The sequence below is a fragment of the Aeromicrobium chenweiae genome (assembly GCF_003065605.1).
Lineage (GTDB): Bacteria > Actinomycetota > Actinomycetes > Propionibacteriales > Nocardioidaceae > Aeromicrobium > Aeromicrobium chenweiae.
In genome coordinates this window covers 1,089,297-1,101,651 of record NZ_CP026952.1, presented here as the reverse complement: position 1 = coordinate 1,101,651, position 12,355 = coordinate 1,089,297, and the positions used below count along the sequence as shown (strand labels likewise).

Genomic DNA, 12,355 nt, shown 5'->3' with positions numbered 1-12,355 from the left:
AAAGCGTCCGTCCAGTCTCTCACGACCGGGAAAAAGACGATAATGCGCCACCGCCCTCGGCCTGAGCGCGCGCAGAGGTACGTCCTGTGTCGGGATGACAGGATTCGAACCTGCGACCTCACCGCCCCAAACGGCGCGCGCTACCAAGCTGCGCTACATCCCGTAGCCGCGTCAGTCTAGTGGACACTGGGGCCGTGGCACTCCATCGGTACGACGCGCTCGTGGACCTGATCGCGGACCGCATGCCGGCGTGCGGCTCCACCAAGGTCGTCGCGGTCGACGGTCGCAGCGGATCGGGCAAGACCGCGTTCACCGCGGGGCTCGTGGCGGCCACGGGTGCCGCGGTGCTGCACCTGGACGACATCTACCCCGGGTGGCACGGTCTCGCGGCCACACCACCCATGGTCGCCGGCGTCCTGGCGTCGGTCGCCGTCGGGGAGGTCGGTGTCGCTCCCCGCTGGAGCTGGGTGCGTGACGAGCCGGCGTCCGAGCTGCGGGTCCCGCCGGCTCCCCTGCTGGTGCTCGACGGGGTGGGCAGCGGGGCCACGGTCCTCCGGCCGTACCTGAGCCTGCTGATCTGGCTCGACGCACCCGCCGACGTCCGCCGCTCCCGTGCGCTGGCCCGCGACGGCGACACGTTCGCACCGTACTGGGACATCTGGGCCGAGCAGGAGGAGACGTACCTCGCCGCCGATCACCCCCGGCAGCACGCCGACGTCGTCATCCCCACCTGACCGCTCCCCCCGCCCCACCGATTCGCCGACGAGTCACGCACGGACGCTGACGAGTCGCGCACGGACGCTGACGAGTCACGCACGGAACGTGACGAGTCGCGCACGGACGCTGAGGAGTCACGTCCGGTATCCGTACGTGACTCCTCGCCATCCGTACGTGACTCGCGGGCGTCCGTACGTGACTCGTGGGCGTCCGTACGTGACTCGTGGGCGTCCGTACGTGACTCGTGGGCGGGTGGGGGCGGGCGATTCACGGTCGGCGGGAGGCCTGTGGCATCATGGTTGCGCTGCTTCGGCAGCACCTGCGGACGTAACTCAATTGGCTAGAGTCTCTGCCTTCCAAGCAGAATGTTGCGAGTTCGAGTCTCGTCGTCCGCTCACCTGAAAGGGCCCCTCCACGAGGGGCCCTTTTCGCGTCCCGCTCAGGACAGCAGGTGCTTGGGCGGCTCGTCGACGATGGTCTCGAGCGGTGGGGCCTCCGTGAGGGGCGCCGGAGCGCCCGGGCGGCTGAGGATCAGCACCGCGCGGTCGTCGTCACCCGACGTCACGAGCTTGAGGATGCGTCGCGGCGCCTGGTCGAACCCGGTGGAGACGATCGTGCGCGCCGCGCCGCGCAGCCACTCGACGCCGCTGGTGAAGTCCTGGGCGCGGGTCTCGACGACGCCGTCGGTGTAGAACATCAGCGCGTCGCCGACGTCGAGCCGGCCCGTCGTCTGGTGCAGGTCGGGACGCTGCACGATGCCGAGCGCCGTGCCCCGCGCGCCGTCGATCTCCCACTCGTCGGTCGCGGCGTTCCACCGCAGCGCCGGCGGGTGGCCGGCGTTGGTGATCGAGTACTCCCCCGTGGGCAGGTCGATCAGGACGTGCACCGCGGTCGCGAACCCGTCGTCCCAGCGCTGACGCAGCAGGAAGTCGTTGCCGGCCGCGAAGAGGCCGAGCGGGGGCAGCGCGCCGATCAGGCCACCGAGGGCGCCGGCGAACTGCAGCGACCGGGTTCCCGCGCCGACGCCCTTGCCGCAGACGTCGACGAGGATCATCTCGAGCCGCGTCCCGTCCTCGGTGAGGTTGGCGACCAGGAAGTCGCCGGCGAAGTTCGCGCCACCGGCGGACACCATCGCGGACTGCGAGTCCCACCCCTCCGGGAGCGGAGGCACGACGCCCTGGGCCTGCAGCTTGTCGCGCAGGTCCAGCAGCATCACCTCGCCGAGCGGGCCCGGCAGACCGCTGCGGCGCCGGCTGGACTCGTACAGCACGATCAGCGCCGCGAGGCCCATGACGACCAGCGTGCTGATGCGGCTCGGGGTGAAGCCGTCCTCGCCGTCGCCGACCGCGACCACGTACTGGCGCGTGACCGCGATCGCGACGCAGCCGATGATGACCAGCACCAGCGTCAGCAGCGGCCGGTAGCGCAGGGCCAGGCCGCCGAGCAGGAGCGGGATGACGAACGCCGGAGCCGGGACCGTGTCGTAGCTGGCCAGCGATCCGGCGAGGAGCGCCACCGCCATCACGACGAGGACGGACAGCACCGCGGCCTGTCCTTCGGCCGTGCCGGTACGCCACCGCACGATGCGGTCGTCGACGTATCCGCTCACCCGGGGCAGGGCGCGCCGCAAGCCTGTGGTCACGAGGCCGAGCCTACCGATCTCGCTGGCACCCCGGACACCAAAACAGGTTTCTTCCGGCCACCTCACGGCGGCGGACCGGCGTGCCGCAGACGAGGCACGGCAGCCCCTCCCGCCGGTAGACGTAGACCTCGCCGCCGTGGTCGTCCGCGCGCGGGTCGCGGCCCATCGCCTCGGGCTCGTGCTCGGGCCGCACGGTGTCGATCCGGCCGCGCTCGACGCCGATCTCCATGAGCGCGACGAGATCGCTCCAGATCGCGTCCCAGCGCACCCGGGGGATCCGCCGCCCCGCGGTCATGGGCGCGACGCCCTGCCGGAACAGCACCTCCGCGCGGTAGACGTTGCCCACGCCGGCGAGCACCTTCTGGTCCATCAGCAGGGCGGCGATCGGCGTGCTGGAGCGGTGGATGCGGTGCCACGCGCGGTCGGGATCGGCGTCCGCCCGCAACGGGTCGGGTCCCAGCCTGGCCAGGATCAGCGCCACCTCGGGCGGCGTCAGCAGCTCGCACGCGTTGGGACCCCGCAGGTCCGCGGTGTCCTCGGCCTCGAGCCGCCAACGCACCTGCCCGACGACGGGCCGGCCCGTCCCCGGCGAGATCAGGAACGTCCCGTAGAGGCCGAGGTGGACGTGCACCTGCTCCTCCGTGCCGTCGAACGACACGAACAGGTGCTTGCCGTACGCCTCGGTGCCCTCGAGCACGCGGCCGTCCAGACGCCTGGCCTCGAGGGCGAACCGCCCCTGCGGGCTGGTCGACGTGACGCGCCGGCCCGCGTACGCCGCGGCGAGGTCGGCGGCCAGCCGGTGGAGGGTGTGCCCCTCAGGCAAACTCGCCGGTCTCCTCGTAGGACAGCAGCATGTCGATGCGGCGCTGGTGGCGGGCGGCCTGGCTCCACTCGGTGGTCAGGAACGTCTCCACGATCGCGACAGCCTCGTCCTGGGTGTGCATGCGCGCACCGACCGCGACGACCTGCGCGTTGTTGTGCTGGCGCGCGAGCGAGGCGGTCTCGGTGCTCCAGGCGAGGGCCGCGCGGGCGCCCTTGACCTTGTTGGCCGCGATCTGCTCACCGTTGCCGGAGCCGCCGATGACGATCGCGAGGGTGCCGGGCTCGGCGACGGCCGCCTCGGCTGCGGCGACGCAGAACGGCGGGTAGTCGTCCTCCGCGTCGTACGAGTGGGCTCCGTGGTCGACCGGCTCGTAGCCGTTGGCGGTCAGCCAGGAGATGAGGTGGGACTTGAGCTCGAAGCCGGCGTGGTCGGCGGCGATGTGGACGCGCATGGGGGAAGTCTCCCAGCACCCGCAACCGGGACGTCAAGCGCCTCGGACGAGGTCCCGCACGAACTGGGCGAACGCGTCCGCCGACTCCTGGCCCACGAAGTCGCCCAGGACGTACCGCTTGCGCTCACGCCGGGCCTCGGCCAGCGGGTCGCGCTCGAGCAGGTCGTCGAGCACCTCGTCGAGGTTGGACAGGTCGCCGAGCAGGACGTACGCGGTCTCGGCCACCGAGAACTCGGCACGGAAGTCCTCGACCGACGCCCGCATGCTCGTCATCGCGTACGGCTTCTCGGACTGCAGGTAGTCCGACACCACGCTCGACACGTCCGAGATGAGGGCGTGCGAGCGGTTCGCGCAGCCCGCGACCGTCCACTTCTTGTCGACGGTCCGCCCCCACAGGTGACGGCGGTCGGACGCCACCTTGTCGGCCTTGAGGATCGCGCGGATCTCCTGGACGACGGCGCGACGGATGCGCCAGCGGTAGCTCAGCGGGTGCGGCCGGAAGATGACCGTGACGTCCCGGTCGATCAGGGCGCGCACGATCTCTGGCCCGCGCTCGAGGGAGGAGAAGTTCACCGCGTCGTCGAGCCCGTGCCAGGTCGGGGCGTAGAGCACGACCTTGGGGTGACGCCCGGCGATCGGCCCGGTGGCCGGCTTGACCCCCGAGGCCTGCGGACGACCGAGGATCACGAACTTCTCCGGGTCGACGTGGATCCCGTGGTTCGCGTAGCGGTCGATGCCGGCCTGGCCGCAGACGACGAGCTTGTCGTAGAGCGCGTGGCGCGGGTTGAAGTTCGCCGGCTTGTCGGAGTCGCCGTGGTTGAGCCACACGTGGGTCAGTCGCGTGTGCGCCATGAACCCCGCGTTGGCGCGCGCGTTCTGGACGTAGAACACCGCCCGGAGCGACGGCACGAGCACCCCGTCGAGGTCGCCGAAGCCGCGCGAGCCGAGCTGCACGAACGGCGAGGTGAGCGCCGCGTCCTTGAGGATCATGCGCGCGTACTTCTCGTGCAGGTTGATGACCACGTTGGGCTCGCCCGAGCGCAGGATGTACGGCTCCCACATCCGCAGCTGCCAGGGTGCGCCGGACCGGCCGGCGTAGCCCATCGCGGTGGTCGGGGCGTACGCCCTCAGGCCGCGCCGGACCCGCCGCGCGTGCAGGGCGTACCGCCACGCGCTCTCGGCAGAGACGAACCACGCGAGGGCGGCCAGCACGGCCAGCAGCAGGAACGCCCACACCGGGGCGCCGACGGCGACGAGCGCCGCGGTCGCGACGAGGGCGACGATGCTCGACACGAGGTAGACCACCGGCGGGATCCGGCTCGCTCTCGGAGGCCCGTCCGGCACGCCCGGCAGCCCGTGCGTCCACGGGGGCCGCTCGCCGAGTCTCGGGTCGACGAGCGCCGCGAGGGTCAGGGCCGCCACCACGAGGACCGGGACGAGCCCGCGCTCCAGGAGGATCGCCGCGACGAGCAGCGCAGCGAACGCTCCGACGAACATGAGCCGGTGGCGACGCCGCAGGTCGATCGGGGTCTCCGGGACGGCCTGATCGGTCGGCACGTCCGGGGTCACCCGGGACAGTATGCCAGTCAGCGCGTCAGGGACCGGTAGGTGTCGAGCAGTGCACCGATCATCACCACGGCGGACCGGGAGGCCTCGAACAGCTGCGGCTGGCGCCAGAACGAGTGCACCATGCCCAGGGCACGCTGCGCGACGACCTCCACCCCGGCGTCCGCGAGCCGGGCGGCGTACGCCTCGGCCTGGTCGCGCAGCATGTCGTGCTCGTTGGTCAGGACGTACGCGGGCGGGTGGGCCGCGAGGTTGGTGGCACCCAGCACCGACACGTCGGGGAGGTCGGCCAGCTCCCCCGGCGCGTACGCGTCCCAGAACCAGTCCATCGTCGCGGCGTCCAGGGCCGCGTTGGCCAGCTCGGGCGGCAGCTCGGCCCGGCGGTCGACCGGCGGGTAGACGAGCACCTGGAAGTCCAGTGCGCGTGGGTCGCGCACGCAGAGCCCCGCGATGAGGTTGGCGCCGGACGAGTCGCCGACCGCCGGCAGGAACGACGCGTCGACCCGGTGCTCGCGACCGTGGGACCGCAGCCAGGCCGCGGCGGTCTGCACGTCGTCGAGGGGCGCCGGATACGGGTGCTCGGGGGCCCGGCGGTAGTCGACCGCCAGGAGCGCCCAGCCCGTCCGGTGCGCCAGGTAGCGGCAGAACGCGTCGTGCGTCTCCAGGTCGTGCAGGACCCAGCCGCCGCCGTGGACGTACAGCGCGACGGGGGCGCCGGCCCTGGGCCGGTACAGGCGGCACGGGACGCCGTCCGCGTCGACGTCCTCGACCCAGTCCAGCCCGATCTTCTCGGCGGTGGCCGCCGCGTCACGCGCGCGCGACCTGATGACGTCCAGGTCGGCCGGCAGGCTCAGGTCGTCGTCCGCCTCGAGCTGCGCGAGCAGGGTGCGTGACGCGGGGTGCAGGGTCATGCCCCGAGCCTACGGTCGGCCCGGGGCAGACCGCGTCAGTCGAACGACAGCTCGCCGGAGCGGGAGCGCTTCAGCTCGAAGAAGTCCGGGAACGACGCCAGCGCACGGGCGCCGTCGAACACGGTGCCCGCGGTCTCGCCCTTGGGGATGCTCTGCAGCACGGGTCCGAAGAAGGACACGCCGCCGAGGGCGATCACCGGGGTGCCGACCTCCTCGCCGACCCGCTCGATGCCGTCCTGGTGCGAGGCGCGGACGGCGTCGTCGAGCGAGGTGTCGTCGGCGGCGGCGGCCAGCTCGGTGGGCAGGCCGGCCTCCGTCAGCGCCTCGACGTACATCTCCTGGTCGAACTCGCGACCCTGGTTGTGCCGCAGCGTGCCGATCGCGGTGTAGAACGGCCGCAGCGCCTCGGTGCCGTGCTGCTGCTCAACGGCGATCGCGATGCGGACGGGGCCCCAGCCGCGCTCGATCATCTCCTTGTAGTCCTCGGGCACGTCCTTGTCGGAGTTCAGCACCGACAGGCTCATGACGTGGAACGTCGTGTGCACGGGGCGGACCTTCTCGACCTCCAGCATCCAGCGGGACGTGATCCAGGCGAATGGGCACAGGGGGTCGAACCAGAAGTCGACGTTCTCGAGGTCGGTCTCGGTGGGAGCGGCAGCTGTGTCTGTGGAGGTCATGACGGGTTCAACACCGGACGGCCCGCGCGCATTTCCTCGACCAGCGAGCCGACCACCGCGTCGAGCTCGCCGCCGTTGATCGCCGCGACCCGGCGCTGGCGCTGGTACGACGCCCCGCGGGCCACGATGTCGTGGATGCCGCCGAGCTCCTCGGTGCACCCGAGCCGCTCGGCCACGGGCTCGAGGGTGTCCAGCAGGCGGTGAAGGTCGGTCGTGATGAGGTCCTCCTCCGCGTGCTTGTCGAGGATGAGGATCGCGTCCATCCCGTAGCGGGCGGAGCGCCACTTGTTCTCCTGGGCGAACCACGGCGGGATGGTCGGCAGCTCGCGGCCGGCGTCGAGCTCGGACGAGAAGTGCTCCACCAGGCAGTGGGTCAGGGCGGAGATGCTGAGCAGCTCGGACATCGTCGGGATGCCGTCGCACACGCGCACTTCGAGCGTGCCGAACTTCGGGGACGGGCGCAGGTCCCACCGGATCTCGTCGAAGACGTCGATGACGCCGGTGTGGAGCATGTCCTGGACGTAGCTCTCGAGCTGGCCCCACTCCTCGAACTGGAACGGCAGCCCCGCGGTCGGCAGCTGCTGGAACATCAGCGCGCGGTTGGACGCGTACCCGGTCTCCTTGCCTCCCCAGAACGGCGACGACGCACTGAGCGCCTGCAGGTGGCCGTAGTAGGTCAGCATCGCGCGGCTGATGGGCAGCACCTTGTCCCGGTCCTCGATGCCGACGTGGACGTGGACGCCGTAGATCAGCATCTGGCGCCCCCACCACTGGGTGCGGTCGATCAAGGTGGCGTAGCGCTCCTTGTCGGTGACCTTCTGGTGCGTCCACGCCGCGAACGGGTGCGTGCCGGCGCACATGAGCTCGACCCGCAGCGGGTCGGTGACCTCGCGGATCTCGTCGATCGCGCGCTGCAGGTCCGCGCCCGCCTCGCCGACGGTGCGGCAGACGCCCGAGACCACCTCGACGGTGTTGAGCAGCAGCTCCTGGCGGATGTGCGGGTGCTGGTCGGCGCCCTCGGGGGCGACCGCGTCGAGCACGGTCTGCGCCACCTGGCGGAGGTCACCGGAGTCGGAGTCGACCAGCGCGAGCTCCCACTCGATGCCGACGGTCGATCGTTCCGAGGCCGCGAACGGAATCTGCATGGCACCATCCTGCCCGACCCGCCCGATCCACCCGACTCGTCCGGGTCCGCGACCCGTGAAAGCATGGTCACATGCCTGGTACGAATCTCACCCGCGAAGAAGCCAGCGAGCGCGCCTCGATCGTCTCCACCGAGACCTACGACGTCCGACTCGACCTCACCCTCGACTCCGAGAGCCGCTTCGGCTCCGTGACGACGATCACGTTCGGGGCCACCCCCGGCGCGTCCACGTTCGTCGACATCGTCGACGCCGAGATCTCCTCGATCACCCTGAACGGCGACCCGGTCGACCCGTCGGTCTACGCCGACAGCCGCATCCCGCTGGAGGGCCTCCAGGAGACCAACACCCTCGTCGTCGACGCGACGCTGGCGTACTCGCACTCCGGCGAGGGCCTGCACCGCTTCGTGGACCCGGTCGACGGGCTGGTCTACCTCTACACGCAGTTCGAGGTGCCCGACGCCCGCCGCGTGTTCGCGACGTTCGAGCAGCCCGACCTGAAGGCGACGTTCGTCTTCCACGTCACTGCACCCTCGCACTGGGCGGTCGTGTCCAACTCCCCCACGCCCGAGCCCGAGGCCGGCGCCGACGGCGTCTCGACCTGGCACTTCGCACCGACCAAGCGCATGTCGACCTACATCACCGCGCTCATCGCCGGCGAGTACGTCTCGGTCACCGACTCCTACTCCGGCGCGTACGGCGAGATCCCGCTGGGCATCTTCTGCCGTCAGTCGGTCCGTGAGCACCTCGACGCCGACGACATCTTCCTGATCACCAAGCAGGGCTTCGAGTTCTTCGAGGGCGCGTTCGAGATGGGCTACCCGTTCGGCAAGTACGACCAGCTGTTCGTGCCCGAGTACAACATGGGCGCGATGGAGAACGCCGGCGCCGTGACGTTCCGCGACGAGATGATCTTCCGCAGCCGGCAGACCGTCGCGGCGTACGAGAGCCGCGCCAACACGATCCTGCACGAGATGGCCCACATGTGGTTCGGCGATCTCGTGACCATGAAGTGGTGGGACGACCTGTGGCTCAACGAGTCGTTCGCGGAGTTCGCCGCGTCGCACGCGTCGACCAACGCGACCCGCTTCACCGACGCCTGGACGAGCTTCACCAACGCGCGCAAGAACTGGGCCTACCGCCAGGACCAGCTGCCCTCCACGCACCCGATCGCGGCCGACAACTACGACCTGCACGCGGTCGAGGCCAACTTCGACGGCATCACGTACGCCAAGGGCGCGTCCGCGCTGAAGCAGCTCGTGGCCTGGGTCGGTGAGAAGGACTTCTTCGCGGGTCTGCGCGCCTACTTCGACAAGCACGCGTACGGCAACACGCAGCTGTCCGACCTCCTGGTCGAGCTCGAGCAGGCCTCGGGCCGCGAGCTGGGCGACTGGAGCAAGGAGTGGCTGCAGACCTCGGGCGTCAACACGCTGCGTGCGGCGTTCGAGACCGACGACGCGGGCACCTTCACGTCGTTCTCGGTCGAGCAGACCGCGATCGAGGCGTACCCGACCCTGCGCCGCCACCGCATCGCGATCGGCCTGTACAACCGGGTCGACGGCAAGCTGGTGCGCACCGCGCGCGTCGAGACCGACATCCGTGGGGCGTCCACCGAGATCCCCGAGCTCGTCGGCCGCAGCCAGCCCGACCTGGTCCTGCTCAACGACGACGACCTCACCTACGCCAAGATCCGCCTCGACGAGCGCTCGTTCGCGACGCTGGTCGACAGCATCGCGACGTTCGAGGAGTCGCTGCCCCGCGCCCTGTGCTGGGGATCGGCGTGGGACATGACCCGCGACGCCGAGCTGTCCGGCGCGGACTTCGTCACCCTGGTCCTGGCCGGCGTGGGCTCCGAGACCGACCTGACGGCCGTGAGCTCGCTGCTGCGCCAGGGCAACAGCGCGGTCAACCTCTACACCGCCGACGCCGCCCGCCCCGAGCTCGCCGAGCGCTGGGTCTCCGGGCTGCGGTCGCTCGTCGACGCCGCCGAGCCGGGCAGCGACCACCAGCTGGCGCTGGTCCGGGCGTACGCCTCGGCCGCGTCGAGCCCGAAGTTCCTGCGGGAGCTGCTCGACGGAGCTCTGGAGGGGCTGACCCTCGACACCGACCTTCGCTGGACGCTCGTCACGGCGCTCGCGCGCCTGGGTGCGGCCGACGAGGCCGAGATCGCGGCGACCCTGGACGCCGACAACACGATCTCGGGCAAGGAGCGGGCCGCTGCGGCACGCGCCATCCGGCCGACCGCGGAGGCCAAGGAGGCCGCCTGGCAGGCCGCCGTGGTCGATCCGTCGACGCCCAACGAGACCCGTCGGCAGACGGCCGGCGCCTTCCAGGTGTCCGGTCAGGCCGACGTCCTCGAGCCGTACGTCGACCGCTACCTGGAGATGGCCAGCACGATCATCGACGACATGGGCGTGTGGATCGGGCAGGTCGCGCTGATCAACCTGTTCCCGCTCGCGAACCCGTCGCAGACCGCGCTCGACAAGGTCGACGCCTGGCTGGAGTCGACCTCGGCCAATCCTGCGGCGAAGCGGTACGTGTCCGAGGGTCGCGACGACCTCGCCCGCGCCCTCAAGGCACAGGCGGCGTCCTGAGAGCCTCGACCCGGTGACCGTCGACCTCGTCTTCCGCGGCCGGCGGGTGCAGCGTGACCGTGCCCTGGTGATGGCGATCGTCAACCGCACGCCCGACTCGTTCTTCGACAAGGGCGCGACGTACGCCGACGACGCGGCCCGCGAGGCCGTGCGGTCGGCGATCGCCGCCGGCGCCGACATCATCGACGTCGGCGGGGTGAAGGCGGGGCCGGGGTCCGAGGTGGACGTCGAGGAGGAGACCCGTCGCACCGTGCCGTTCCTGGCAGCGGTGCGCGAGGAGTTCCCCGACACGGTCCTCAGCATCGACACCTGGCGCGCCGAGGTCGCCCGCCGGTGCGCGGACGCCGGCGTCGACATCATCAACGACACCTGGGCCGGGGCCGACCCGGGGCTGGGCGACGTCGCGGCCGAGTTCTCGCTCGGCTTCGTGTGCTCGCACACCGGCGGCGCGGTCCCCCGCACGCGCCCGCACCGTGTCCACTACGACGACATCGTCCAGGACGTCATCGACCAGACCACGCACGCGGCCGAGGCGCTGGTCGCGCGGGGCGTCCCGCGCGAGGGCGTCCTCATCGACCCCACCCACGACTTCGGCAAGAACACCTGGCACGGCCTCGAGCTGCTGCGGCGGGTCGACGAGATCGTGGCGACCGGGTGGCCGGTCCTCATGGCGCTGTCCAACAAGGACTTCATCGGCGAGACGCTCGGACGCCCGGTCGACCAGCGGCACGAGGGGACCTTGGCCGCGACCGCGATCGCCGCGGCCGCCGGCGCGGCGGTGTTCCGCGCCCACGACGTCGCCGGCACGCTGCGGGTGCTGGAGATGACCGCCAGCATCCGTGGTGACCGCCCCCCGACGCGGGTGGTGCGCGGCCTTGTCTGACGACCCGTCCGCGGAGCTGCGCGAGGCCGCGGCCTGGTTCGACACGCGCACGTACCGGTTCGACCAGTTCGACCCCACCGCGCTCGTGGCGGCGAAGCAGGGCACCCGCGTCAGCATCCTCATCCCCGCCCGGGACGAGGCGGCCACCGTCGGCGCGATCGTCACGACGCTGCGCACCGAGCTGGTGGACCGCCTCCCGCTGGTCGACGAGATCATCGTGATCGACTCGCACTCCACGGATGCGACCGCGGACATCGCCCGCGACGCCGGCGCGAAGGTCTTCCACGTCGACGAGATCGTCCCCCACGTGGGCAGCCGCCCCGGCAAGGGCGAGGCGATGTGGAAGGCGCTCGCGGTGATGACCGGCGACATCGGCATCTACCTGGACGCCGACGTCCAGGAGTTCACCGCCGACTTCGTGATCGGCCTGCTCGGCCCCCTGCTCCTCGAGGACGACCTCGTCTTCGTCAAGGCGTTCTACGACCGCCCGTGGTCGTCGGGTCCCTCCCGGTCCTCGGGCGGCGGACGGGTGACCGAGCTCGTCGCCCGACCGCTCATCCTGTCCCGCACTCCCCTGCTCTCGGGGTTCGTCCAGCCGCTCGCCGGCGAGTGCGCCTTCCGCGTTGACGCCCTGCGAGGCGTCCCGTACGTCTCGGACTACGGCGTCGACATCGGCCTGATGATCGACGTGCTGCGCGAGCACGGCCTCTCCGCGATGGCGCAGGTCGACCTGGGCCTGCGGCTGCACCGCCACCAGGACCTCGCCGCGCTCAGCGCGATGGCGCAGCACGTGCAGGCCGCGTTCGACCTCCGCGCCGCGCCCGGGGTGCGGGAGTCCGTCGAGAGCACGGCGGTCGTGTTCCACCGTGAGGGCACCGAGATGCGGATGGGCGAGCGCACGACCACCACGGTCGAGCGCCCGCCCATGCGCGACGTCCTCGGCTCCTGA

11 protein-coding genes and 2 tRNA genes are annotated in these 12,355 nt (G+C 71.3%); 5 read left to right on the top strand and 8 right to left on the bottom strand.

Annotation, left to right across the window (positions count from 1 at the left end):
- Positions 1-89 precede the first annotated feature (89 nt).
- A tRNA-Pro gene (locus C3E78_RS05330) sits at positions 90-163 on the bottom strand.
- A 31-nt stretch (positions 164-194) separates the two neighbouring features.
- Here C3E78_RS05330 and C3E78_RS05325 point away from each other — a divergent pair.
- Positions 195-734, top strand: coding sequence for a nucleoside/nucleotide kinase family protein (locus tag C3E78_RS05325; RefSeq protein ID WP_108577325.1), 540 nt, complete (start codon positions 195-197; stop codon positions 732-734).
- Between the two features lie 304 nt (positions 735-1,038).
- Positions 1,039-1,112 (top strand) — tRNA-Gly (locus tag C3E78_RS05320).
- Positions 1,113-1,156: 44 nt separating this feature from the next.
- Here the strand turns inward: C3E78_RS05320 and C3E78_RS05315 are convergent.
- The 7 genes from C3E78_RS05315 to C3E78_RS05285 are packed head-to-tail and all read right to left on the bottom strand — an operon-like array spanning position 1,157 to position 7,932.
- Positions 1,157-2,359 carry a PP2C family protein-serine/threonine phosphatase gene (locus C3E78_RS05315; RefSeq protein ID WP_135804845.1) on the bottom strand — a complete coding sequence of 401 codons (1,203 nt, stop codon included), beginning with the start codon at positions 2,357-2,359 and terminating at the stop codon, positions 1,157-1,159.
- Between the two features lie 10 nt (positions 2,360-2,369).
- The gene (locus tag C3E78_RS05310; protein ID WP_108577323.1) at positions 2,370-3,182 is read right to left on the bottom strand and encodes an Fpg/Nei family DNA glycosylase; all 813 of its coding nucleotides are present in this window, start codon (positions 3,180-3,182) and stop codon (positions 2,370-2,372) included.
- Positions 3,175-3,633 carry a ribose-5-phosphate isomerase gene (locus C3E78_RS05305; protein ID WP_108577322.1) on the bottom strand — a complete coding sequence of 153 codons (459 nt, stop codon included), beginning with the start codon at positions 3,631-3,633 and terminating at the stop codon, positions 3,175-3,177. The genes C3E78_RS05310 and C3E78_RS05305 overlap by 8 nt, the downstream gene beginning before the upstream one ends.
- Before the next feature lie 33 nt (positions 3,634-3,666).
- The gene (locus C3E78_RS05300; RefSeq protein ID WP_108577321.1) at positions 3,667-5,202 is read right to left on the bottom strand and encodes a CDP-glycerol glycerophosphotransferase family protein; all 1,536 of its coding nucleotides are present in this window, start codon (positions 5,200-5,202) and stop codon (positions 3,667-3,669) included.
- A gap of 17 nt (positions 5,203-5,219) precedes the next feature.
- The gene (locus C3E78_RS05295) at positions 5,220-6,110 is read right to left on the bottom strand and encodes an alpha/beta hydrolase (RefSeq protein ID WP_108577320.1); all 891 of its coding nucleotides are present in this window, start codon (positions 6,108-6,110) and stop codon (positions 5,220-5,222) included.
- Positions 6,111-6,145: 35 nt separating this feature from the next.
- Positions 6,146-6,787, bottom strand: coding sequence for a mycothiol-dependent nitroreductase Rv2466c family protein (locus tag C3E78_RS05290; protein WP_108577319.1), 642 nt, complete (start codon positions 6,785-6,787; stop codon positions 6,146-6,148).
- Positions 6,784-7,932 (bottom strand): glutamate--cysteine ligase, encoded by a 1,149-nt coding sequence (locus C3E78_RS05285; RefSeq protein ID WP_108577318.1) that lies wholly within the window; start codon positions 7,930-7,932, stop codon positions 6,784-6,786. Before C3E78_RS05285 ends, C3E78_RS05290 begins: the two co-directional genes overlap by 4 nt.
- 71 nt (positions 7,933-8,003) lie before the next feature.
- Here C3E78_RS05285 and pepN point away from each other — a divergent pair, with 71 nt between their 5' ends.
- From pepN to C3E78_RS05270, 3 genes are read left to right on the top strand one after another with little or no spacing between them, the layout of a single operon-like run.
- Positions 8,004-10,523, top strand: coding sequence for an aminopeptidase N (gene pepN, locus C3E78_RS05280; RefSeq protein ID WP_108577317.1), 2,520 nt, complete (start codon positions 8,004-8,006; stop codon positions 10,521-10,523).
- 13 nt (positions 10,524-10,536) lie between these two features.
- Positions 10,537-11,406: a dihydropteroate synthase gene (gene folP / locus C3E78_RS05275; RefSeq protein WP_235833685.1), complete on the top strand. Its 870-nt coding sequence runs from the start codon at positions 10,537-10,539 to the stop codon at positions 11,404-11,406.
- On the top strand, positions 11,399-12,355 hold the full coding sequence (locus C3E78_RS05270) for a glucosyl-3-phosphoglycerate synthase (protein ID WP_199906937.1): 957 nt from the start codon (positions 11,399-11,401) through the stop codon (positions 12,353-12,355). The genes folP and C3E78_RS05270 overlap by 8 nt, the downstream gene beginning before the upstream one ends.

Excerpts from the sequence above, each read along its gene's own strand:
- C3E78_RS05305 (WP_108577322.1), bottom strand. The coding sequence starts at position 3,633 with ATGCGCGTCCACATCGCCGCCGACCACGCCGGCTTCGAGCTCAAGTCC.
- C3E78_RS05295 (WP_108577320.1), bottom strand. The coding sequence starts at position 6,110 with ATGACCCTGCACCCCGCGTCACGCACCCTGCTCGCGCAGCTCGAGGCG.
- C3E78_RS05290 (WP_108577319.1), bottom strand. The coding sequence starts at position 6,787 with ATGACCTCCACAGACACAGCTGCCGCTCCCACCGAGACCGACCTCGAG.
- C3E78_RS05285 (WP_108577318.1), bottom strand. The coding sequence starts at position 7,932 with ATGCAGATTCCGTTCGCGGCCTCGGAACGATCGACCGTCGGCATCGAG.
- pepN (WP_108577317.1), top strand. The coding sequence starts at position 8,004 with ATGCCTGGTACGAATCTCACCCGCGAAGAAGCCAGCGAGCGCGCCTCG.